The organism is uncultured Sphingomonas sp. (genome assembly GCF_913774285.1).
Classification (GTDB): Bacteria; Pseudomonadota; Alphaproteobacteria; order Sphingomonadales; family Sphingomonadaceae; genus Sphingomonas.
In genome coordinates, this window is record NZ_CAJYHX010000005.1 from 1 (window position 1) to 22,836 (window position 22,836).

General features: G+C 67.8%; 23 protein-coding genes. 14 read left to right on the forward strand and 9 right to left on the reverse strand.

All coding sequences use genetic code 11. The annotated features are described in order from the left end of the window. Window positions 1-72: 72 nt before the first annotated feature. Window positions 73-2,736, reverse strand: coding sequence for a ribonuclease E/G (locus QZ670_RS01550; protein WP_294251199.1), 2,664 nt, complete (start codon window positions 2,734-2,736; stop codon window positions 73-75). 4 nt (window positions 2,737-2,740) lie between these two features. Here QZ670_RS01550 and QZ670_RS01555 point away from each other — a divergent pair, with 4 nt between their 5' ends. The 8 genes from QZ670_RS01555 (at window position 2,741) to QZ670_RS01590 (ending at window position 12,717) form a co-directional block, all read left to right on the forward strand. After that, window positions 2,741-3,022: a hypothetical protein gene (locus QZ670_RS01555; protein ID WP_294251061.1), complete on the forward strand. Its 282-nt coding sequence runs from the start codon at window positions 2,741-2,743 to the stop codon at window positions 3,020-3,022. A gap of 218 nt (window positions 3,023-3,240) precedes the next feature. Beyond that, window positions 3,241-4,143 (forward strand): N-acetylmuramoyl-L-alanine amidase, encoded by a 903-nt coding sequence (locus QZ670_RS01560; RefSeq protein ID WP_294251064.1) that lies wholly within the window; start codon window positions 3,241-3,243, stop codon window positions 4,141-4,143. Window positions 4,144-4,208: 65 nt separating this feature from the next. Further along, window positions 4,209-6,710 (forward strand): transglycosylase domain-containing protein, encoded by a 2,502-nt coding sequence (locus tag QZ670_RS01565; protein ID WP_294251066.1) that lies wholly within the window; start codon window positions 4,209-4,211, stop codon window positions 6,708-6,710. Between the two features lie 81 nt (window positions 6,711-6,791). Further along, a complete protein-coding gene (prfB, locus tag QZ670_RS01570; RefSeq protein WP_125976895.1) occupies window positions 6,792-7,919 on the forward strand; it encodes a peptide chain release factor 2 in 1,128 nt (375 codons plus the stop codon). A gap of 2 nt (window positions 7,920-7,921) precedes the next feature. Continuing rightward, window positions 7,922-8,689, forward strand: coding sequence for a methyltransferase domain-containing protein (locus QZ670_RS01575; protein WP_294251075.1), 768 nt, complete (start codon window positions 7,922-7,924; stop codon window positions 8,687-8,689). A 173-nt stretch (window positions 8,690-8,862) separates the two neighbouring features. Beyond that, window positions 8,863-11,790 (forward strand): isoleucine--tRNA ligase, encoded by a 2,928-nt coding sequence (gene ileS, locus QZ670_RS01580; protein ID WP_294251077.1) that lies wholly within the window; start codon window positions 8,863-8,865, stop codon window positions 11,788-11,790. Next, window positions 11,790-12,311, forward strand: a complete 522-nt coding sequence (gene lspA, locus QZ670_RS01585; RefSeq protein WP_294251080.1) for a signal peptidase II — start codon at window positions 11,790-11,792, stop codon at window positions 12,309-12,311. Before ileS ends, lspA begins: the two co-directional genes overlap by 1 nt. Then, entirely contained in the window at window positions 12,304-12,717 is a 414-nt protein-coding gene (locus tag QZ670_RS01590) for a DUF3035 domain-containing protein (RefSeq protein WP_294251084.1), read from the forward strand. Before lspA ends, QZ670_RS01590 begins: the two co-directional genes overlap by 8 nt. A 114-nt stretch (window positions 12,718-12,831) precedes the next feature. Here QZ670_RS01590 and QZ670_RS01595 read toward each other — a convergent pair whose 3' ends face one another. The 4 genes from QZ670_RS01595 to QZ670_RS01610 all read right to left on the reverse strand — a co-directional run bounded on the left by QZ670_RS01595 (window position 12,832) and on the right by QZ670_RS01610 (window position 15,232). Beyond that, a complete protein-coding gene (locus tag QZ670_RS01595) occupies window positions 12,832-13,620 on the reverse strand; it encodes a TorF family putative porin (RefSeq protein ID WP_294251087.1) in 789 nt (262 codons plus the stop codon). Between the two features lie 230 nt (window positions 13,621-13,850). Beyond that, the gene (locus QZ670_RS01600; RefSeq protein WP_294251092.1) at window positions 13,851-14,315 is read right to left on the reverse strand and encodes a RidA family protein; all 465 of its coding nucleotides are present in this window, start codon (window positions 14,313-14,315) and stop codon (window positions 13,851-13,853) included. Between the two features lie 42 nt (window positions 14,316-14,357). Continuing rightward, a complete protein-coding gene (locus tag QZ670_RS01605) occupies window positions 14,358-14,969 on the reverse strand; it encodes an HAD family hydrolase (RefSeq protein ID WP_294251095.1) in 612 nt (203 codons plus the stop codon). Next, complete coding sequence (locus tag QZ670_RS01610) at window positions 14,966-15,232, reverse strand: DUF3572 family protein (protein ID WP_294251099.1); 267 nt, start codon at window positions 15,230-15,232, stop codon at window positions 14,966-14,968. Before QZ670_RS01610 ends, QZ670_RS01605 begins: the two co-directional genes overlap by 4 nt. A 34-nt stretch (window positions 15,233-15,266) precedes the next feature. Between QZ670_RS01610 and QZ670_RS01615 the strand changes: the two genes are divergently transcribed. Further along, window positions 15,267-15,644 carry a response regulator gene (locus QZ670_RS01615; protein WP_294251102.1) on the forward strand — a complete coding sequence of 126 codons (378 nt, stop codon included), beginning with the start codon at window positions 15,267-15,269 and terminating at the stop codon, window positions 15,642-15,644. Window positions 15,645-15,732: 88 nt separating this feature from the next. On the opposite strand, the gene rpmG is transcribed toward QZ670_RS01615, so the two are convergent. Then, window positions 15,733-15,900 (reverse strand): 50S ribosomal protein L33, encoded by a 168-nt coding sequence (gene rpmG / locus QZ670_RS01620; protein WP_010125625.1) that lies wholly within the window; start codon window positions 15,898-15,900, stop codon window positions 15,733-15,735. Between the two features lie 251 nt (window positions 15,901-16,151). Here rpmG and QZ670_RS01625 point away from each other — a divergent pair, with 251 nt between their 5' ends. Continuing rightward, complete coding sequence (locus QZ670_RS01625) at window positions 16,152-16,646, forward strand: DNA starvation/stationary phase protection protein (RefSeq protein WP_294251153.1); 495 nt, start codon at window positions 16,152-16,154, stop codon at window positions 16,644-16,646. Window positions 16,647-16,696: 50 nt separating this feature from the next. Here QZ670_RS01625 and QZ670_RS01630 read toward each other — a convergent pair whose 3' ends face one another. Both QZ670_RS01630 and QZ670_RS01635 read right to left on the reverse strand, forming a co-directional pair. After that, entirely contained in the window at window positions 16,697-17,008 is a 312-nt protein-coding gene (locus tag QZ670_RS01630; RefSeq protein WP_294251155.1) for a hypothetical protein, read from the reverse strand. An 80-nt stretch (window positions 17,009-17,088) separates the two neighbouring features. Continuing rightward, window positions 17,089-17,925 carry a metallophosphoesterase gene (locus tag QZ670_RS01635; RefSeq protein WP_294251157.1) on the reverse strand — a complete coding sequence of 279 codons (837 nt, stop codon included), beginning with the start codon at window positions 17,923-17,925 and terminating at the stop codon, window positions 17,089-17,091. A gap of 94 nt (window positions 17,926-18,019) precedes the next feature. Between QZ670_RS01635 and QZ670_RS01640 the strand changes: the two genes are divergently transcribed. From QZ670_RS01640 to QZ670_RS01655, 4 genes are all read left to right on the forward strand, one after another. Continuing rightward, a complete protein-coding gene (locus tag QZ670_RS01640) occupies window positions 18,020-18,745 on the forward strand; it encodes an aspartate/glutamate racemase family protein (protein ID WP_294251201.1) in 726 nt (241 codons plus the stop codon). A gap of 33 nt (window positions 18,746-18,778) precedes the next feature. Next, a complete protein-coding gene (locus QZ670_RS01645; RefSeq protein WP_294251160.1) occupies window positions 18,779-20,356 on the forward strand; it encodes a cisplatin damage response ATP-dependent DNA ligase in 1,578 nt (525 codons plus the stop codon). Window positions 20,357-20,434: 78 nt separating this feature from the next. Beyond that, window positions 20,435-20,812 (forward strand): DUF4019 domain-containing protein, encoded by a 378-nt coding sequence (locus QZ670_RS01650; RefSeq protein ID WP_294251163.1) that lies wholly within the window; start codon window positions 20,435-20,437, stop codon window positions 20,810-20,812. Window positions 20,813-20,969: 157 nt separating this feature from the next. After that, complete coding sequence (locus tag QZ670_RS01655; protein WP_294251165.1) at window positions 20,970-22,124, forward strand: PAS domain-containing sensor histidine kinase; 1,155 nt, start codon at window positions 20,970-20,972, stop codon at window positions 22,122-22,124. Here the strand turns inward: QZ670_RS01655 and QZ670_RS01660 are convergent. Continuing rightward, window positions 22,121-22,762 carry a DJ-1/PfpI family protein gene (locus QZ670_RS01660; RefSeq protein ID WP_294251166.1) on the reverse strand — a complete coding sequence of 214 codons (642 nt, stop codon included), beginning with the start codon at window positions 22,760-22,762 and terminating at the stop codon, window positions 22,121-22,123. The two genes, QZ670_RS01655 and QZ670_RS01660, sit on opposite strands and share 4 nt — an antisense overlap. Between the last annotated feature and the right edge of the window lie 74 nt (window positions 22,763-22,836).

Consider the following 22,836-nt stretch of genomic DNA (forward strand, 5'->3'; position numbering starts at 1 on the left):
TATTCCCGAAAACGCAAAACGCCCTCCTTCCGCTGGGGAAGGAGGGCGTTCTCGCGTCGGCTGTAACGGGTGTCAGGCGCCGAAGGTGCGCTGCCACCAGCCGCGACGCGGGGTTTCGGTCGAGGTGCTTTCCTCGGTCGCTTCCTCCGCAGGGGCGGGTTCGGCGGCGGGGGTTTCCTCGGCGACCGGTTCCGCCGCTGCCTTCGGCGCGGGCTTCTTGCGGACGCGCTTGGGCTTGGCCGGGGCTTCGGCTTCGGCCGCAGGGGCTGCTTCCTCGGCGGCCGGTTCGGCGGCGACCTTCGGTGCGGCCTTCTTGCGGACGCGCTTCGGCTTGGCCGGAGCCTCGGCCTCGACCGCAGGAGCCTCGGCAGCGGGCGCTTCCTCGGCCACCGGCGTCTCGACCGTCTCGGTCACGACCGGCGCGGCCTTGCGAGCGCGCGGACGGCGGCGGGTCTTGGGCGCTTCGGCTTCGGCTTCGACCTCGGCGATGACCAGCGGCGTGGTGACCGGCGCGGCGTCGCCCGCCTCGATCGGTTCGGCGATGGTCAGCGGCTCATCCGCGGCGTCGTCCGAAGCGTCCTCGGCCGCAGCCTCGATCGCGTCGTTCGTGCCACCCTCGTTCCGGCGACCGCCACGGCGACCGCGACGTCCGCGACGGCGGCGACCGCCTTCGCGCGGCTCCGACTCGGTCGCGTCGACCGGCTCGGCGGCCTCGTCCTCAGCCTGCTCGTCGGCGTCCTCGGCTTCCGTCTCTTCGGTGTGCTCGGCATGGTCCTCGCCCTCGCCATGCTCGCCCTCGGCACCGCCACGGTTGCGGCGGCCACGGCGACGGCGACGGCGCTTGCGGCCACCACCTTCGCCCTCTTCGCGCGGCTCGCGGGGAGCAGCGGCTTCGGTCGCGGCCTCCTCGGCCTCTTCCTCGTCCTCTTCTTCCTCGATCTCATCGATCAGATCGTCCTCATCCTCCTCGACGGGGAGGAGCATGTCGATCTTGGGCGCATAGGCGGGCGGCGGGCCCGACGCCTCGACCGTCATGCGCGCACCCTCTTCCTCGCGGTCGGGGATGATCTCGACGGTCACGCCATAGCGATCTTCGATCTCGGCAATATCGGCGCGCTTGCGGTTCAGAACGTAGACGGCGGCTTCCTGGCTGGCGCGCAGCGTCAGGATCGAACCGCGACCGCGCGCGGCCTCGTCTTCGATCAGGCGCAGCGCCGACAGGCCCGAGGACGAGGCGGTGCGGACCAGGCCGGTGCCTTCGCAATGCGGGCAGGGGCGGGTGGACGCTTCGAGCACGCCGGTGCGCAGGCGCTGGCGGCTCATTTCCATCAGGCCGAAGGACGAGATGCGGCCGACCTGGATACGGGCGCGATCGTTCTTCAGCGCCTCCTTCATCGCCTTCTCGACCTTACGGACGTTGGACGAATGATCCATGTCGATGAAGTCGATCACGACCAGGCCCGCCATATCGCGCAGGCGGAGCTGGCGGGCGATTTCCTGGGCGGCCTCGAGGTTGGTAGCGGTCGCGGTCTGCTCGATATTGTGCTCGCGCGTCGAGCGGCCCGAGTTGATGTCGATCGAGACCAAAGCCTCGGTCGGGTTGATCACCAGATAGCCGCCGGACTTCAGCTGCACCACCGGATGGTACATCGCCGACAACTGCTCCTCGACCCCGGCGCGCTGGAACAGCGGCACCGCATCGGCATATTGCCGCACCTTGCGGGCATGGCTCGGCATCAGGAGCTTCATGAAGTCCTTGGCCTGGCGATAGCCGTCCTCGCCCTCGACGATCACCTCGTCGATGTCGCGATTGTAGATGTCGCGGATCGCCCGCTTCATCAGGTCGCTGTCGCCATAGACGAGCGCGGGCGCGGACGAGGTGAGCGTCTTCTCGCGGATCTCGTCCCACAGCCGGGCGAGATAGTCGAAGTCGCGCTTGATCTCGGTCTTGGTGCGCTGGAGGCCGGCGGTGCGGACGATGCAGCCCATCGAGGCGGGCAGCTTAAGGTCCGCCATGATGCCCTTGAGGCGCTTGCGATCGGCGGCCGAGTTGATCTTGCGCGAGATGCCGCCGCCATGCGCGGTGTTCGGCATCAGCACGCAGTAACGACCGGCGAGGCTGAGATAGGTGGTCAGCGCCGCACCCTTGTTGCCGCGCTCTTCCTTGACGACCTGGACCAGCAGTACCTGACGCCGGCGGATCACGTCCTGGATCTTGTAGCGGCGGCGCAGATTCATGCGGCGCTGGCGCAGCGCCTCGGCCTCGTCGCCATTGCCGCCACGACCGCGACGGCGGCGGCCGCTCTGGGGCGCGTCCTCGCCTTCCGAGGCTTCTTCGTCGTCCTGCGCGCGCTCGACCATCTCGACGCCGTCTTCGTGATCGTCGTGATCATGGTCGTGATCGTGGTGATCGTCGTCGTCGTCCCCATCGGCTTCGCGCAGCGCGGCTTCCTGCGCGGCATGCTCGGCCTCTTCGCGCAGCAGGGCTTCGCGATCTTCCTTGGGGATCTGGTAATAGTCGGGATGGATTTCCGAGAAGGCGAGGAAGCCGTGGCGGTTGCCGCCGTAATCGACGAAGGCCGCCTGCAGCGACGGTTCGACGCGGGTCACCTTCGCGAGATAGATATTGCCCTTGAGCTGCTTGCGCTCAGCGGACTCGAAGTCAAATTCCTCGATTCGATTCCCTTTGACGACGGCCACACGGGTTTCTTCCCGGTGGCGTGCGTCGATCAGCATACGCATGGTCATTGATGATTCTCCGGGCGCGCCGGCACAGTTCCTCGAGGGAATGGGGCGCGAGCGCGCGATACAAGAAGCGCATCCGGCGGCCGACGAGGCCGGTCCGGGTGGCGCGGGTTTCAAAAACTGCTGTTGCTGCACGGGCACGAGCGGACCAGCGGTCCCCTTGCTCCACCATCGCCACGCTGCCGGCCGCGAAGGCCTGGCGATGCGGACGGTGGGGAAATTGCCTCATGCGAACGTCAACCTGAACTGTCGCGACAAAGAAGCGTCGCGTGCCTGATCCGGCGCAGTGCCGGAAGCATATCCTGCCTAGCACCGCTATGTCGTTGCGGCAACCGGCTCGGCTTTGGAAGATTTGGTTCCCCCGCGCGCCACAAAGCATTTGGGAGGATTTCGATCCCTCGCCCTAGCAAATGGTTCTTCGCATCCGGTTAACCAAGTCCTCCGGTTCGATTTGGAGGCTGGACCGGCCGCGGGCGGGCGCGGCATAGCGAGGCCATGTCCTGGATGCTGTTCCTGATCGCCGGCTGGCTGACCGGTCTGCCCGGCTGGATCGGGCTGGCCGAGCAGGTGCGGGTGGAAGAGGGCGCGCTGGTTGTGCCCCTGGAGGGCGATGCGGGCCCGCGTTTCGCCTGGCGCGCGGAGGACTACAGCGTCAGCCTCGCCATGCCCGAGCCGGTGGCGGCAAAGGGCGGCCCGCTGCCCTCCGTGCAGGGCGCGGCGGGGCTGCCGCTGGTGGTGCTCGATCCCGGCCATGGCGGGCGCGATCCCGGCGCGCCGGGGGTCGACGGCATCACCGAGAAGGCACTGACGCTGGAGGCCGCGCGTGCGATCCGCGACGCGCTGCTCGCCTCGGGCCGGGTGCGGGTGGCGATGACGCGTGACGATGATTCGTTCGTGCCGCTGCAGCAGCGCACCGATATCGGCCGCCGGCTGGGCGCGGCGCTGTTCCTGTCGCTCCACTGCGACAGCGCGGCCGATCCACTCGCGGCGGGCGGCACGCTCTACACCCTGTCCGAAGTCGCGTCGGACAAAGAAGCGGCGCGCATGGCGGCGCGCGAGAACCGCGCCGACCTGCTCGCCGGCGTCGATCTGGGGAGCGAGCGCGCAGACGTGGCTTCGCTGCTGATCGACCTCGCCCAGCGCCGTACCATGGCGGTCTCCGCGCGCTATGCAGACCTGCTCGCCCGCGAGGTGGCACCCGCGATGCGGCTGCATGCGCGGCCGCGGCGGATGGCGGCGCTGATGGTGCTCAAAGCCCCCGACATGCCCTCGGTGCTGTTCGAGCTCGGCTATGTCTCCAACGCCGAGGATGCGCAGGCGCTCGGTTCGCCGGAGGCGCGTGCACGGCTCGGCGCAGCGGTGCGCCGGGCGACCGAAATCTACCTCGCCACGCGCTAGGCCGGGACAAGCGGCGGGCGCGGCTCCCTTCCTTCCGCCCGAAAAGGTGCTACACCGCGCGCCGCATGGCCGACGGCGACACTCCCCAAACCATCCGTATCGAACGCGAGCCCGGACGCTGGGCGCGGCTGCGGCGGCGCTGGTGGTTCCGCATGCTCGCGATCCTGGCGCTGCTCGCCGGGCTGCTGGTGTTCGCCGTGTGGCTGCTCGTCGCGCGCGACCTGCCCTCGGTAAACAAGCTGCGCAGCTACGAGCCGCAGCTGCCGAGTTATGTGCGCTCGGCCGATGGCGCGCCGATCCATGCCTATGCCCAGATGCGCCGCGTGCAGTTGAGCTACAACGAATTCCCGCCGCTGCTGGTCCGCGCCTTCATGGCTGCCGAAGATCGCACCTTCTTCTCGCACCACGGTCTCGATTTCCCGGGCTTGGTGCGCGCGGCGGGCGAGGGCATCATTCGCGGCAAGACGCCGCGCGGCACCTCCACCATCACCCAGCAGGTCGCCAAGAATCTCGCGGTCGGCAACGAGGCGAGCTACACCCGCAAGCTCAAGGAGGCGATCCTCGCCTGGCGGATCGAGGACACGCTGTCCAAGCCGCAGATCATGGAATTGTACCTCAACGCCATCGAGCTGGGGCGTAATTCCGGCGGCGTGGCGGCGGCAAGCGAGGCCTATTTCGGCAAGCCGCTCGACAAACTGAGCCTGGCGCAGATGGCCTATCTGGCGATCCTGCCCAAGGGTCCCGCCAATTATGATCCGGACCGCAACACCCAGCGCGCACTCGATCGCCGCAACTGGGTGCTGGGCGAAATGCTGCGCAATGGCTTCATCAACCAGGCGCAGCATGACGAGGCGGTGGCATCGCCGCTCGGCACCGTGCCGCGCCAGACGCCGCGCTTCGAGCGGGTCGGCGGCTATTTCGTCGAGGAAGTCCGCCGCCAGCTCGCCCGCCAGTTCGGCGAGAAGCGCGAGGATGGGCCCTACAGCGTCTATGACGGGGGCCTGTGGATCCGCAGCTCGCTCGATCCGAAGCTCCAGGCGTACGCCCAGCGGGCGCTGCGCGACGGGCTGCTGCGCTATGATCGCGGGCGCGGCTGGTCGGGGCCGATCGGCAAGGTGCAGTTCGAGGGCGATGGCTGGTATTCGGCCTTTGTCTCCAAGAATATCGGCGTCGACTACGACAATTGGCGCGCCGCCGTGGTGATCGCGCGCGATTCGCGGGGGCTTCAGCTCGGCTTCGACGATGGCGACACCGGCACGCTGCCGGAAAGCGCCGCGCAGATGCCGATCCGCGGCAAGGGCGGCCATGCCTTCGATGCGATCAAGGTCGGCGACATCCTCGCGGTGGCGCCGGAGGGCGGCAGCTGGAGCCTGCGCAGCGTGCCCAAGGTGTCGGGCGGCATGGTCGTCGAGGATCCCTCGACCGGCCGCATTCTGGCGATGCAGGGCGGCTTCGATTCGCGGCTCCAGGCATTCAACCGCGCGACACAGGCGACCCGCCAGCCGGGATCGACGATCAAGCCGATCGTCTATGCCGCGGCGCTCGAGAACGGGATGACCCCGGCTTCGATCGTCGTCGATGGGCCCTTCTGCGTGTGGCAGGGCGCGGGGCTCGGCCAGAAGTGCTTCCGCAACTTCGGCAATGCCCGCGGCGCCGGTCCGCACACGCTGCGCTGGGGCATCGAGCAGTCGCGCAACCTGATGACGGTGCAGATCGCCAACGCCATCGGCATGGACAAGGTGGTCGACACGATCCAGCGGCTCGGCGTCTCCAAGAACCGGCTGCCGCCCTATCTCTCCTATGCGCTGGGCGCGGGCGAGACGACGGTGCTGCGCATGGTCAACGCCTACTCGATCCTGGTGAATCAGGGCCGCGCGCTCAATCCGACGCTGATCGACTTCGTCCAGGATCGTCGCGGCAAGGTGATCTTCCCCGCCGGCTGGCGCGCCTGCTCGGGCTGCAACGCGCGCGACTGGGACGGCAAGGCGATGCCGCGCCCGATCGTCCGCGCGCGCCAGGTGATCGATCCGATGGTCGCCTACCAGATGGTCCACATCACCGAGGGCGTGATCCAGCGCGGCACCGCGACCGTGCTGCGTGACCTGAACCGCCCGATGATGGGCAAGACCGGCACCACCACGGGCCCAACCGATGTGTGGTTCGTGGGCGGCACCCCGCAGATGATCGGCGGGCTGTATCTCGGCTACGACACGCCATCGAACCTCGGCGGCTATGCGCAGGGCGGCTCGATCGCCGCGCCGATCTTCAAGGAGTTCGCGGTTCCCGCCTATGAAGGGCTGGATCCGCTGCCCTTCGTCGCGCCGCCGGGCATCCGCATGGTGCGCATCGACCGCGGCAGCGGGCGCCCGGTCCAGGGCGGCTGGCCGACCGACGATCCGCTCTCCTCGATCATCTGGGAGGCCTTCCGGCCGGACACCGATCCGCGCCGCACCCGCCGCACCGCCAACACCGAAGCGGCTCCAGCCGCCGCAGCCGCCCCAGCGCAGCGCAAGGCCGATCGCCAGGGCGACAGCGACTTCTTGCAACAACAGGGCGGAATCTACTAGCGAGGCCGCCGCACCCTATATGGCATGACATCGCCGCATCGTCTGGGATGCGGCCGGCGGATACTTCGGAAGGTTTGGAACATGCGCGCTGAAGCGCAGGCATATGTCGACAAGATCAACGCGGCCCTCGCGCTGCTGCGCCGCTCGCTCGACTGGGACCGCGCGCTGCGCCGCCTCGACGAGCTGAACGCGCGCGTCGAGGATCCGACGCTGTGGAACGACGCCAAGAAGGCGCAGGACGTGATGCGCGAGCGGCGTCGCCTCGACGAATCGATCAGCGCCACCCGCGCGATCGAAAGCGAGCTGAGCGACACGGTCGAGCTGATCGAGATGGCCGAGGCCGAAGGCGACGAGGAAATGGCTGCCGACGGCACCGAGAGCCTGCGTGCACTCGCCGAGCGCTCCGACGCCGACAAGGTCAAGGCGCTGCTATCGGGCGAGGCCGATGCCAACGATACTTATGTCGAGATCAACGCCGGTGCCGGCGGCACCGAATCGAACGACTGGGCTGAAATGCTCCAGCGCATGTACACGCGCTGGGCAGAGCGCCACGGCTACAAGGTTGAGCTCGTCGACTATCACGCCGGCGAACAGGCGGGAATCAAGTCCGCGACGCTGCTTTTCAAGGGCGAGAACGCGTACGGCTATGCCAAGACCGAGAGCGGCGTGCACCGGCTGGTCCGCATCAGCCCGTTCGATTCGAACGCGCGCCGCCAGACCAGCTTCGCCAGCGTCTGGGTCTATCCGGTGATCGACGACAATATCGAGATCGAGATCAACGAGAGCGAGCTGCGCATCGACACCTATCGCGCCTCGGGCGCGGGCGGCCAGCACATCAACACCACCGACTCGGCGGTGCGCATCACCCACTTGCCGACCGGCATCGTCGTGCAGTGCCAGAACCAGCGCTCGCAGCACAAGAACCGGGCCGAAGCCTTCAACCAGCTCCGCGCCCGCCTCTACGAGCGCGAGCTGGCCGAGCGCGAAGCGGTGGCCGACGCGCAGAACGCCACCAAGACCGATATCGGCTGGGGCCACCAGATCCGCTCCTACGTGCTCCAGCCCTATCAGCTGGTGAAGGACCTGCGCACCGGCGTCACCTCCACCGCGCCGAGCGACGTGCTCGACGGCGATCTCGACAGCTTCATGGCCGCCGCGCTAGCACAGCGCGTGACGGGCGAGGCCGTCGCGGTGGAGGATGTCGATTGAGCTTGCGCGCGCGGCCCCTGCTGCTCGGCGTGACGCTGCTGCTGGCGGCGTGCGACGGCAGTCCGCGGGCGGTGCGCAACGAGCGCCATGATCCGGCCAATTCGGGCTTCCCGGCGGCGGACCGGCCGGTGGCGACGATCGTCTCTTCGCGCTGGTCGAGCGAGGAAGAACGCGACCGGCTGAACGAGGCGAGCAAGGTGATGGACCTGGCCGGCATCAAGCCGGGCATGACCGTCGCCGATATCGGCGCGGGCGAGGGCTATTACACGATCCGCCTCGGCCAGCGCGTCGGCGCCAAGGGGCGGGTGGTCGCCGAGGACATCGTCCCCGATTACATCAGCGCGCTGGCGACGCGGGTGGTGCGCGAGAAGCTCGACAATGTCAGCGTGCGGCTGGGCCTGCCCGCCGATCCGCGGCTGCCCGAGAACAGCTTCGATCGCGTGCTGATGGTGCACATGTACCACGAGATCGAATCGCCCTACGAGTTCCTGTGGCGACTGCGGCCGTCGCTGGCGCCGGGCGGGCAGGTGATCGTGGTCGACGCCGACCGCCCGACCGAGAATCACGGCACGCCGCCGGCGCTGCTCAAGTGCGAGTTCGCGGCCGTGGGCTATGCCCAGGTGTCGATGCTGCCGATGCCTTCGGCGGGCGGCTATATGGCGGTGTTCGAAGCACGCGGCGAACGGCCCGAGCCCGAGACGATCCGCGCCTGCAAGTCCGGCGCGCATGCCAAGGCGGTGACGCCGAAGCCCAACGGCGCGCACGAATAGCGCACTCTTAAGCCCCTCCCCTTCAGGGGAGGGGTTGGGGTGGGGCAGGGTCTCACCGAGACCAACAAAGGTTCTGGAATCCCTCCACCCCCGACCCCTCCTCCAAGGAGGAGGGGCTTAGAAGAAGAGCAGGGATGACTTCCCCGCGCACACCGGCTAATCCCGCGCGACCCATGACTGACGCAACCGACACCCAGCGCGACTGGCGCGACACCGTCTTCCTGCCGAAGACCGATTTCCCGATGAAGGCCGGCCTTGCTGCCAAGGAGCCCGCCATCCTCGATCGCTGGGCGAAGATCAGGCTCTACCAGAAGCTGCGCGAGGCCCGCGCCGGCCGCGAGCGCTTCCTGCTGCACGACGGCCCGCCCTACGCCAATGGCGACATCCATATGGGCCATGCGCTCAACAAGATCCTGAAGGACATCGTCGTCCGCTCGCAGAGCCTGATGGGCAAGGACGCGCCCTATGTCCCCGGCTGGGACTGCCACGGCCTGCCGATCGAGTGGAAGGTCGAGGAAGCGTACCGCGCCAAGAAGCTCAACAAGGACGAAGTCGACCCCGTCGCCTTCCGCGCCGAATGCCGCGCCTATGCGGAGAAGTGGGTGGCGGTGCAGCGCGGCCAGTTCGAGCGGCTCGGCATCCTGGGCGATTGGGACGATCCCTATCTCACCATGAAGTTCGACGCCGAGGCGCGGATCGCCGGCGAGCTGCTCAAGTTCGCCGAGAGCGGCCAGCTCTATCGCGGCGCCAAGCCGGTGATGTGGTCGCCGGTCGAGAAGACCGCGCTGGCCGAGGCCGAGGTCGAGTATGAGGACATCACGTCGACGCAGATCGACGTTGCGTTCGAGATCACCGAGGCACCCAACGCGCCCGAACTGGTCGGTGCGCATGCGGTAATCTGGACGACCACGCCCTGGACGATCCCGGTGAACCAGGCCTTGGCGTATGGGGAGGGGATTGCTTACTCTCGCGTACCTGCGAGCGATGGACGCACTTACGTCGTTGCTTTCGATCTCGTTGACGCATTCCTCAAGCGGACCGGGTTGAGTGTCCGTGATGAGGCTTCGCTTCCCGCTGATGATGCGGGCTTGATGTTCGCCAACGTGCTGAAGGGCGTCCAGCTCGCCGGCGCCGTCGCTCGCCATCCGATGCACGCGCTGGGCGGGTTCTTCGCCAAGCCGCGGCCGTTCCTGCCCGGCGACTTCGTCACCACCGATGCGGGTACCGGCCTCGTCCATATGGCGCCGGACCATGGCGAGGACGACTTCCTGCTGTGCAAGGCGCACGGCATCGATCCGGTGTTCGCGGTCGACGGCGCGGGCATGTACCGCGCCGACTGGCTGTGGCTCGGCGGCGAGGGATCGGTGATCAACAAGAAGTTCGTCAGCGCGGAAGGCCCGATCTGCTCGGACCTGCGTGCCACCGGCGCCCTGCTCGCCGCCTCGGACGACTTCCAGCACAGCTATCCGCACAGCTGGCGGAGCAAGGCGAAGATCATCTTCCGCGCGACCCCGCAATGGTTCATCCCGATGGACAAGCCGCAGCCCTCGCAGTCTGCGCTCCCCTCCCGCTTGCGGGAGGGGTCGGGGGAGGGACCGGCGGCAGCGCCGTCCGACCTCTCCACGTCAGCCCCTCCCCTAACCCCTCCCGCAAGCGGGAGGGGAACGGGTGCGGAGAGCGCTTCCAACGCCCCAACTCTCCGCGCCATCGCGCTCGATTCGATCGAACGCACCCGCTGGGTGCCGGAGCGCTCGATCAACCGCATCCGCGCGATGGTGGAGGGGCGCCCGGACTGGGTGATCAGCCGCCAGCGCGCCTGGGGCGTGCCGATCGCGCTCTACGTCAACCGCGCGACGGGCGACTATCTGCGCGATCCAGCGGTCAACGCCCGCATCCTCGACGCCTTCCGCGCCGGCGGGGCCGATGCCTGGTTCCAGGCCGACCACCAGGCGCTGCTCGGCGCCGATTACCGCGCCGAGGACTATGAGGTCGTCACCGACATTCTCGACGTGTGGTTCGACAGCGGCTCGACCCACAGCTTCGTGATCGAGGCGCGCTACGGCGAGGGCGTGCGCGCCAACCTCTATCTCGAAGGCTCGGACCAGCATCGCGGCTGGTTCCAGTCGTCGCTGCTCGAATCGTCGGGCACGCGCGGCCGGGCGCCCTATGACGCGGTGCTCACCCATGGCTTCGCGCTCGACGGCCAGGGCAAGAAGATGTCCAAGTCGCTCGGCAACGTCGTCGATCCCTTGAAGATCATCGGCGAGAGCGGTGCGGACATCCTGCGCCTCTGGGTCGCGCAGACCGATTATTTCGACGATGTCCGCATCGGCAAGGAAGTGCTGGCCGGCACCGGCGACGCCTATCGCAAGATCCGCAACACCTTCCGCTATCTGCTCGGCGCGCTCGACGGGTTCGGGGAGGCCGAGAAGGTCGCGGTGGCCGACATGCCCGAGCTGGAGCGCTATGTGCTCCACAAGCTGGCGGCGCTCGATGCGGAGCTGCGCTCGGCGGCGGAGGCGTTCGAGTTCAATCGCTATGCGCGCGCGCTCGGCGACTTCATGAACGAGGACCTCTCGGCCTTCTTCTTCGATATCCGCAAGGATTGCCTCTACTGCGACGCGGAGAGCGATCCCAAGCGCCGCGCGTATCGCACCGTGCTGGACGTGCTGTTCCACGCGCTGGTCCGCTACGCCGCGCCGATCCTCGCCTTCACCGCCGAGGAAGTGTGGCAGAGCCGGTACCCGAGCGAGGACGGGTCGGTTCACGAGCTCGAATGGCCGGTGCTGCCGGAGGGCGCCTCGATCGAGCATGACTGGACCGCAATCCGCGCGCTGCGCCAGACCGTCACCGAAGCGATCGAACCCTATCGCCGCGAGAAGAAGGTGCGCTCCAGCCTCGAGGCCGAAGTGACCGTGCCGACGCTGCCGATGCCGGCCGAGGAGCTCACCGAGCTGTTCATCGTGTCGAAGGTGGATCAGGCTGCCGATGTCACGGTCACGCCCACCGATCGCCACAAATGCGGCCGGTGCTGGCGCCATCTTCCCGAGGTGACTCAGGATGGGGCATTGTGCGACCGTTGCGCAGAGGTGGTGTCGTGATGAAGCAGGTTCGCCTCTATGGCTTCGCCGCGGCGCTTGCCGTGTTCGTGCTCGACCAGCTGACCAAGTACATCGTCACCGGCCCGCTCGGGCTGGTGGTGCAGAATGATTCGATGACGCTTCTGCCGATCTTCGACCTGCGCTTCGTCAAGAATATCGGCGTGTCGCTGGGCCTGCTCTCGGCCAGCAGCCCGACGATGCGCTGGCTGCTGGTGCTGATGACCGCGTGCATCGCGATCGGCGTGCTGGTGTGGATGCTGCGCGAGAAGAAGACCGGCGACGTGGTCGCGCTGGGCCTGGTGCTGGGCGGTGCGTGCGGCAACATCCTCGATCGCAGCCGCCTCGGCTATGTCGTCGATTTCGCCGATCTGCATTTCGGCGAGTGGCGCCCCTTTTTGGTCTTCAACGTGGCCGATGCCGCGATTACCATCGGCGTGGTGATCCTGCTGCTTCGTGCCCTGCTCGTCCGCGACAAGAACCCCAAGTCGCCTGCCCCTGTGGAGAAGAAATTCAATGCGTAAGTTGATCCTCGTCGCGACCGGCGTCGCCCTGGTGGCCTCGCTCTCGGCGTGCGGCAAGAAGGGGTATGATCGGGCGCGTCCGGACGAGTTCGCGGTGGCCCGCCAGGCACCGCTGGTGATTCCGCCCGATTTCTCGCTGCGTCCGCCGCAGCCGGGTGCCGCCCGCCCGCAGGACACCAACCCGTCGGACCAGGCGCTCGAGGCGCTGTTCGGTGGCACCGCTGCGCGCAGCCAGGCGGAAACCGCGACGCTCGACCAGGCGGGCGCCGCCAGCGCCGACGCCGGCGTGCGCAGCAATGCCGGCAGCCCGTCGACCACGGTGGTCGACAAGGGCCGCACGACCCAGGACATCCTCAAGTCGCCCCAGGGCGATAACAAGGATGCGAGCGTCAAGACGCCGCAGTAAGCGCTGCCGTTTCGCGCAAGAAAAAGCGCCGGTCCGCACGATGCGGGCCGGCGCTTTTGCGTTGGGGGATTCTCTCGGACGCGATCGGAGCGGCCGGGCCGCCCCCGCCAGCGCTTAGAAGCTGACCCCGATCGAGCCGATCACGCTGGCCTTCGCTGCGTCCTTGCCGCTGGGCGTGGGGAAGGCGGCGTCGGTATCGACATAGGCGACGCCGAAGGTCAGCGCCTTGTAGGTGAAGGCAGCGCCCAGGCTCCAGTCGGAATATTCCTTGCCGATCGCCAGCCAGTCGGGGCCAAAGGTGTGGCCGAAATGGCCGGTGAGGCTGATCGGCGTGTGCGGAACCGCGGCGGAGAGGTCGCCGGCCAGATAGAGATTGTCCTGCTTGGGGAGCGTCCCGCCCTGGCCCTGGTCGAGCTCCAGCGCCTTCTGCTTCGGCGCATAGTTGGCGGTCGCCTTCGCGGTCACCGGTCCGAGCGCATACGACACCGAAACATAGGGCTCGATGAAGTCCGACGACGACTTGTCGGTGCTCTTGTTGCGGGTGCCGGGATAGACATAGTAGAGCGCGCCGACATCGACCGTCACGCCGTTCGGGAAGGCGTGCTTGTAGCCGGCGATCAGGTCGATTTCCTGGTGCGCGGTGCCGTGCGCCGTCACGTAATTGTCGACCGACGACCCCCAGAAGGAGACGTAGAAGCCCGAGGCATGGCTGACCGTGGCGCCGCCCTGCACGGCGAAATTGCCGTCGGTCTGCGAGATGCCGCGGAATTTGTAGTCGCTGATCAGCGTGGCGGTGCCGTTGATCGTGATGGCGGGCGGCGCGGCGGGCGCGGCTTCCTGTGCAAATGCCGGCGCGGTCGTGGCGAGCAGGAGCGCGCCGAGGCTGATCGTGGAGAAGCGCATGGAATCCCTTTCAATAGAAACTAAAGGGTCCCTCACCTGCTGCAATCGGCATCGCATCGTGTAGGGCTCTACGTCCCGGCGACTTCCGAATTGCAACAAAAGATTGCCCGAACCGGGCCGTAGCGCACAATAGTTTATAGTTTTCCTAGCGCCGATTGTAACGGACTGTTGCTGGTCCGCCACAGGCATGCCGCTTCCTCGGCGCGAACGGCCGAAGAAGCGGTGGAAAATCAGGCGAGCTGGAAGATCGCGTCGACTTCGACGGCGGCACCAAGCGGCAAAGCGGCGACGCCCACCGCGCTGCGGGCGTGGCGGCCGGCTTCGCCGAACAGCGCCTGCATCAGCTCCGAAGCGCCATTGGCGACCTTGGGCTGGTCGGTAAAGTCGGCACTGGAGTTGACGAACACGCCCAGCTTCACCACGCGCTTGATGCGCGACAGGTCGCCATCAAGCGCCTTCTTGATCTGCGCGACCAGCATCAGGCCGCAGCGCTGCGCCGCCTCGGTACCGAAGGCGATGTCGCGATCCTCGCCGAGGCGGCCGGTCATCAGCGCGCCGTCCTTGAACGGCAGCTGGCCCGAAACGTGGAGCAGCCCGCCGGCTTCGACAACCGGAACATAGGCGGCGACGGGAGCGGCGGCCTCGGGAAGTGCGAGGCCGAGCTCGGCGAGCTTGCGATCGATGGCAGTGGTCATGGCGCGACCCAACCACCGGGCGCGGGCAGGGTCAAGGCCTGCTCAGGCCCGGGCGAAGCGCTCCAGGATCCAGGCCTGCGCCTCGCGCCAGTCGTCGATGCGGGCATGGGCGTGCGGGGCAGGAGGGACCTTCGGCGCGAGGCTCGGCTCGGCGACCATGTGCAGGCGGAACACGTCCGGCGCATGCTTGGCGACCGATTCGTGATGGGTGGCAAGATCGTCGACGAACACGGCCACCGATGCGCCATGCTCCTCGACCAGCCGTGCCACGGGTGCGCCCTTGCCGCCCTGGTTGCACTCCACCCGGTGGACGATGCCGTGATTCGCCAGCTGGCTGATGCGGTGGTCGCGGCAATGGTCCTGCAGGTTGGTGAGCACAACGATGTCCGCCACCTCGGCGATGCGCGCCAAGGCTTCGCGTGCGTGGGGCACCAACGTCTGGCGATCCATCTCGCCGGGGAAGAAGCCGTCGAGCAGTGCCCACATTTCCGGGCCTTCCAGCGTGCTGCCGTCGCCGCGCCGCCGCATTGCGCCCTCGAATTCGCTGCCGTTCAGCGCAAAGTCGATGTCGTGATTGTCGCCCAGCCACTCGCCGAAGTGGCGGACCATGTGCAGCAGGACTTCGTCGCAATCGGTGATCAGCAGCGGTTTCATGCACGTTCCAGCTGGCGGCGGGCGTCGACCAGCGCCGCGGGGGAAAGATCGAGCGCGTCGGCGCAGGCGATCAGATCGGGCTCGTAGGATTCGAGAAAGCCGAGCGCTGCGGCGAGCAGCGCGGGTTCGCCGGCACGGGCACGCAGCGTCGCGGGGTCGAGCCCCGTCAGGTCCAGCAGGCGGGCAGCTCGGCCAGAATCACTTAGAATCCAGACGAGTGCCTGCAGCGCCACCGTTTCGGGATTTGTCACGTCGCCCGCCATCGCCTAACACCGCCCCGCAGAGTTGAGGTAGCGCGTGCCAAAAAGAGTACTCGTTGTCGAGGACAACGAATTGAACCTGAAGCTGTTCTGCGACCTGTTGCGTGCGCACGGTTATGAAGCCGAGCCGGTGCGCGACGGGCGCGAGGCCGTGCCCACGGCGCGCCGGTTCCGGCCCGATCTGGTGATCATGGACGTGCAGCTGCCGCACGTCACCGGCTTCGAGCTGATCGGCCAGATGCAGGCCGATCCGGTGCTCGGCCGGATTCCGATCATGGCGGTGACCGCCTATTCGAGCCATGAGGACGAGGAGCGGATTCGCGCGGCGGGCGCGCGCTCCTATGTCGCCAAGCCGATCTCGCTGGCGCGTTTCGTCGACCAGGTCGAAAAGCTGATGGCCGCGATCGAGGACTAGACGATCGATGCAGCGAAAACGCCGGACCCGCAAGGATCCGGCGCGATGCGATCAAACAGCGCAGGCGCAGCCAGCGCGCCCGGCGGCCTTACTTGATCTTCGCTTCCTTGAAGTCGACATGCTTGCGCACGACCGGATCGTACTTGCGGAAGCTGAGCTTCTCGGTCTGCGTGCGCGGATTCTTCTTGGTGACATAGAAGAAGCCCGTATCCGCCGTGCTGACGAGCTTGATCTTTACGGTGGTCGGCTTTGCCATGACCCGGAACCCTTGATTCGTGCGAAAAGAAAAGAGCGGCGCGCCATGGGCACACCGCTGACAGGGGGGAGCGGATGCGCGAATCGCCCGGGAAAGTCAAGTGTGTTGGCGCCGAAGCGCCCGGAACAGGCATCGGATCTATCGATCAGCTTGATCGGGTTAATCCTAGGGTATGGCTGTTTCCTTGGCGGAACCGAACCCTATATCCCGATCGTTAGGGCAACGAATCGACCGCCTTCAGGAGGACAACCATGGCCGAAAATCCCGCACTCGCGACGCCGACCGACCTCAACCGCAACGACACCAAGAGTGTTGCCGATGCCCTGAACAGCGCGCTGGCGGACTGCTTCACGCTGTACCTCAAGACCAAGAATTTCCACTGGCACGTCTCGGGTCCGCACTTCCGCGACTATCACCTGCTGCTCGACGACCAGGCCGCGCAGATCCTGGGGGTGACCGATGCGATCGCCGAGCGCGTCCGCAAGACCGGCAACACCACGCTGCGCTCGATCGGCGACATCGCGCGCCGCCAGACCATCTCGGACAACGACGCCGAGTTCGTTGCGCCGGGCGCCATGCTCGCCGAGCTGCGCGACGACAATCTCAAGCTGGTCGAGAGCTTCCGCGCGGTGAAGGAAGCGGCCGAGGAGGCCAAGGACAATGCCACCAGCGGCATCGTTGACGAGTGGACCGACCAGGCCGAAGAGCGCGCCTGGTTCCTGTTCGAAGCCAGCCGCAAGGGCTGAGCGCACTATGGGCCGGCGCGCGCTGTGGGCGTGCGCCGGCCCTTTGCCGTTTACTTGACGGCAGCGAGGTCAGTTTCGACCTTCTTGAGCATCTCGTCGGTCAGCGCGCCGTTCGAGAAGGGCTGCACCGCCTTCAGGCTCATTGCCTTGAACTGGTCTAGCGCCGGGTGCGACGACAGGCCGGGAATGTCGGTGTCGAGCACCGCCTTGGCCTTCTCGTCCGCGAGCAGCGTCTCGATCGGCGTATCGAGGCTGAACTTGGTGGAAGCCGCCGGAGCGGCGGCAGGCGCCGGAGTCTGCTGCGCCATGGCGGCGGGGCTCAGCATTGCAGCGGCGATCGCGCCTGCGACAAGAAACTTCATCGGAAAAGGCCCTCCCTGGACGGGCGCAAGGCGCGCCCGGGCCGGAGGCTAGGGACGAAATGCGGCAGCTTTGCGAATCGTCAGTGCGTCGCGCCGTCAAAGGTCAGCAGCCAGAAATCGGGCACCGCGCCGATCCGAAGCGGCACCCCGCTGGTGCCGATCCCGGCCGTGACCAGCACATCGCGGCCGGGATCGCGAATCAGCCCGCAGACGTAGCGCAGGCCGTAGTTGGAGGAGGCGGTGATCGGGCCGATCAGCGGCGGCACGATCTGACCGCAATGGGTATGGCCGGCGAGGACCAGCGGATAGCGCGCGGGGAGTGACGGCGCGATATCGGGCGTGTGGCTCAGCACCACCGTGGGGCCGGGCAGCGCGCGCGCCGCATGATCGAGCCGGTTCTCCCGATATTTGCCGTGGTAGAGATCGTCGGCACCCGCGATCGTCAGCGCGCCGCGGCGCACCGCGTCGTTGCGGAGCACGGTGATGTGCTGCTGCTTCAGCCAGGGCGGCAGATCGGTCTTGTCGTAACGGCCGTAATCATGGTTGCCGAGTACCGCGACCACGCCGTAGCGCGCGCGCAGCGCGGCGAGGGGTGCGGTCGCCTCCGCCGCCCTGTAGACCCGAGTGGTGATCCGCCGGTCCTGTTCCACGTCGCCGGCGATCAGCACAAGGTCCGGCCGCAGCGCGTTGACCTGTGCGACGATGCGCGCGAGCCGAGACGGCGGGGTCTCCGGGCCGGCGACGTGCAGGTCGCTGATCAGCACCACCCGCATCGGCGCCGCACCGGCGGGCCAGTCGCGCATGTGCACCGTCAGCCGGCGCACGACGGGATCGCGCATGGCCGTCCAGAGGCCCAGCCCAAGAATGCCGCCGAGCAGCAGGATCAGCGCGAGCAGGCATAGTAGGAAACGCTTCATGCGCCGGCCCTAGAACATGGCGCGCGCTTTTCGTACCCCGGTCGGCGGCGATCCGGCGGCGGATGTCGGCGGCCGGTCGTGGCACGCTGCCGGCATGCGGATGATCGGACTGATCGGCGGGATGAGCTGGGAAAGCTCGGCGGAATATTACCGCATCCTCAACCAGGGCGTGCGCGACCGGTTGGGGCCGACCGCCTCGGCGCGCTGCCTGCTCTGGTCGTTCGATTTCGCCGAGATCGAGGCGCTGCAGCACCGCGGCGACTGGGACGCGCTGGGCGACCGGCTCGTCGATGCGGCGCAGCGGCTGGAGGGCGGCGGTGCAGAGGGACTGCTGATCTGCACCAACACGATGCACCGGCTGGCGGCGCAGGTGGAGGCGGCGGTCAACATCCCGCTGCTGCACATCGCCGATCCCACTGCTGAACGCATCAAGGCGGAGGGCTTCACCACGGTCGGGCTGCTCGGCACCGCCTTCACCATGGAACAGCCCTTCTACAAGGATCGTCTGGCCGAACGGCATGGCCTGCAGGTGCTCGTTCCGGAAGCGGCGGATCGCGGGACCGTGCACCGGGTGATCTACGAGGAGCTGGTCGCCGGCAGGGTGATCGCCGAATCGCGGGCGGCGTATCGCGCGATCATCGAACGGCTGGTGGCCGCGGGGGCGGAGGCGGTGATCCTCGGTTGCACGGAGATCATGCTGCTGATCGGGCCCGGGGACAGCCCCGTGCCGATCTTCGACACGACCGCGCTCCACGCCGCCGCCGCGGTCGACTGGGTACTGGCGGCGCCGAATGGACGTGGGGACGCCGCGCAGGCCTAGCAGCATCCGCCGCGCGCACCCATCTACTCGACCATGCGCGCATTTGCCGACCTGCTCGACCGGCTGATCTACACCCGGTCGCGCAATGCCAAGCTCCGCCTGATCGGCGACTATCTGCGCGCGACCCCCTATCCCGATCGCGGCTGGGCGATGGCGGCGCTGACCGGGGCGCTCGATCTGCCGGCGGTGAAGCCGGCGCTGCTGCGCGCGATGATCGAATCGCGGGTCGATCCCGTGCTGTACGGGATGAGTCGTGATTTCGTCGGCGATTCGGCCGAGACGATCGCCTTGCTCTGGCCCGAGCCGCGGACGCCGCCGCCGGAAAGCGGCCCGCTGACCCTGGCACAGGTGGTCGACACGCTCGCCGCCTTGTCGCGCTCCGATGCGCCGGGGGTGCTGGCGGCAATGCTTGACCGGCTCGAGGCGGACGAACGCTATGCGCTGCTCAAGCTGGCGACCGGCGCCCTGCGCGTCGGTATCTCCGCGCGGCTGGCCAAGACCGCGCTCGCCCAGGCCTTCGGGCTCGACGTCGATGCGGTGGAGGAGGTGTGGCACGGGCTGCACCCGCCCTATGACCGGCTGTTCGACTGGGCCGAAGGCCGCGCAGAGCAGCCGCGCGTGCAGGACGTGCCGGTGTTCCGGCCGTTCATGCTCGCGCATCCGCTGGAGGTGACGCAGGTCAGCCTGGCCGACTATGCGGCGGAGTGGAAATGGGACGGCATCCGCGTCCAGATGGTCCATGCCGGCGGCGAGACCCGGCTCTACAGCCGCGCGGGCGATGACATCACCCGCAGCTTTCCCGACGTGGCCGCGGCGTTCGCCACGCCCGGCGTGCTCGACGGCGAGCTGCTGGTGCGCGGCGAGGTGCAGGGCGGCGAGGCGGGCAGCTTCAATGCGCTCCAGCAGCGGCTGGGGCGAAAGGTCGTGTCGGCCAAGACGCTGGCCGAGTTTCCGGCCTTCGTGCGCCTGTACGACATTCTGTTAGACGGGACCGAGGACGTGCGCGAGCTGCCCTGGCATGCGCGGCGCGCGCGGCTGGAGGCGTTCGTCCCCGGCCTGGACCCCGAGCGCTTCGACATCTCCGCGGTGATCGACGCCGAAGACTTCGCGGCGCTCGAGGAAATCCGTGCCGGCGCGCGCGATGCGGCGATCGAAGGCGTGATGCTCAAGCGGCGCGATTCGCCCTATGTCGCCGGACGCCGGGTGGGGCTGTGGTACAAGTGGAAGCGCGATCCGCTCACCGCCGATTGCGTGCTGATGTATGCCCAGCGCGGATCGGGCAAGCGCAGCAGCTTCTATTCGGACTTCACTTTCGGGGCCTGGACCGAGAGCGGCGAGCTGCTCCCGGTCGGCAAGGCCTATTTCGGCTTCACCGATGAGGAGCTGAAATGGCTCGACCGCCATGTCCGCACCCACACGGTCAACCGCTTCGGCCCGGTGCGCGAGACCGACAAGACGTTGGTGCTGGAAGTGGCGTTCGATTCGATCCACGAATCGAAGCGGCACAAATCGGGGCTGGCGATGCGCTTCCCGCGGATCGCCCGCATCCGCACCGACAAGCCCGCCGCCGAGGCGGACACCATTGACGGGCTGCGTCGGCTGGTGACCTGAGACAAATTTCTTGGGGCTGCGGGGGAAGGCTGGCGTACCGCCATCGCTGCCATCGCGCTGCATGCCCCGTCCGCCCCGGTGGCGCAGGCGCCCGCCCCGGTAGCCGCCGCGGACGCCGCACCTGCCAGCCTCGATGCCGCCAAGACCTGGGTGGCGCTGGTCGACCAAGGCAAATGGCACGAGAGCTGGGAGGCCGCTGCCGCCCTGTTCCGTTCCCAGGTCTCGGACGCGCGCTGGGCCGAGATGGTGACGCCGGTGCGCCAGCCGCTCGGTCCGGTGGTCTCGCGCCGGTTCGAATCGGTGCTTCGGAGCAAGACGCTGCCGGGCGCCCCCGACGGCGACTATGAAATTTTGAAATTCCAGACCGCGTTCGCCCAGCGCCGCGACTCGGTCGAGACCGTCATGCTCGTGCGCGAGGCGAGCGGCTGGCGCGTGTTCGGTTATTTCATCCGTTGACCGCGCGGGGGGGGGGGGGCCGGCGCTGCGCACGCCGCGTTGCCGGACCCGCCGCGAGATTGGACAACCCCATGTTCGCAGCGATAAGACCGATCCCGGAAACAGCATAGGCGTTCCGCGGCCATGCTCTGGCGATGCCCGTCGAGGGAGAGATGCGATGCGGACCAGATCGGGCTTTGAATCCGAGGCACTGTCGGAGCGGTTTACCGGGCGGGATGCGCTATTGCAGCGCGTCGCCGGCGCAGTTCCGGAGGCGTGGGCCCGGCAAATCGCGGAGCATATCGAGCGCCAGGACGACGTGTTCGTCACGCTGATCAACAAATGCCCCTTCGGCATCTATCTGGTCGACGATGCGCTGACGATCGTAGCGATGAACGAGCGGAGCCAGCAAGGGGCGTTTCAGAATGTTCGCCCTGTCATCGGGCGCCCGTTCGAAGAGGCGATGCGGATCCTCTGGCCGGAGCCGGTGGCGGAGGAGATTCTCGGCCATTTCCGCCGTACGCTGGAGACCGGCGTGCCCTATCGCTCGAGCGCCTTCGTAAGGCCGCGCAACGATGTCGCACAGGTCGAGGGGTATGAATGGGAACTCCATCGCACCCTGCTGCCCGAGGGGCGCCAGGGCGTGATCTGCTATTATTTCGACTCGACCGAACTGCGCGAGGCGCAGCAGGCGCTGGCGGAAGCGGCGCGCCGCCAGCGCCTGCTGATCGACGAACTCAATCACCGCGTGAAGAACATGCTGTCCGTCGTCCAGTCGCTGGCGCGGCAGACCATCGGGCGCAACCCTGATCCCGCCGCCGCGCAGCTGGCGTTCGAGGGGCGGCTCGGCGCGCTGGCCCGCGCCCATGACACGCTGACGCGGGTGCATTGGGAAAAGGCCGAACTGGCCGATGTGATCGAAGGCGCGCTCGATTCGTGCGGTGTGCTTGATCGCGTGCGGGTCGATGGGCCGACGATCTGGCTCGAGTCGCGCCTCGCGGTATCGGTGGCGATGGCGCTGCACGAACTGTGCACCAATGCGATCAAATATGGCGCGCTGTCCCGCGAGGCGGGGCGGGTCGACTGCACCTGGCATGTCGCGCAGGCACCCTCGCCTTGCCTTGTCCTCCAGTGGCGCGAGCGGGGCGGTCCGGCGGTGACCCCGCCCACCCGGCGCGGCTTCGGCAGCCGCATGCTGGAACGTGCGCTGGCCGGCGACCTCAAGGCGCAAGTGGAGCTGGATTTCGCACCGGAAGGGCTGGTCTGCACGATCGCCGCCACCGCGCCGGCCTTGTTTGAAGGGCCTGCACAGCCCGCCGGGGAGCAATCCTAGACGCGAGCCAAGCTCGACTCCGCGGGTGTCCCCGCGGCATCCGGAAGAAATGGCGTGACGACGCTGAGGGTGCGCGCAACATACGCATCCTTCTCCCCGACCGGCGCGACATAGTGGAGCGCCTCCCGCGCCGCTGCCCGCGATTCGCCGCGCGCGAGCATCCAGGCGGCGAGATATTGCGAGGCCATGCACCCACCCGCCGTCGCGACATTGCCGTGCGCGACGAACGGCGCGTCGATCACCGCCACGCCCGCCTCGATCACCCAGGGCTTGGTGGTGAGATCGGTGCAGGCGGGCAGGGTGCCGATCACGCCCAGCTTCGCCAGCAGCAAGGTGCCCGAACATTGCGCGCCGATCAGCTGGCGTGCGGGATCGAGCGGGATCCGCGCGAGCAGATCGGCGTCGGCGGCGATGTCCCGCGTCTTGCTGCCGCTGCCGATGATCACCGCATCGGCCTCGGCGGTGAAGGACAGCGGGCGCTGGCGGCGAATCGTCACGCCGTTGAGCGAGGTCACTTCCGCCGTCGGCGCGGTGATGTGCGCCGCCCAGCCCCGGCTGCGCATCCGGTTGAGGATGGCCGCCGCGACGAAGCTGTCCAGTTCGTTGAACCCGTCGAAGGTCAGTACCGCAATCTGCACGCGCGTCTCCCAGCGCCGTTCAGCAAACAAAAAGGCCGGACGTTGCCGCCCGGCCTCTTCGATCCGTCAGTACC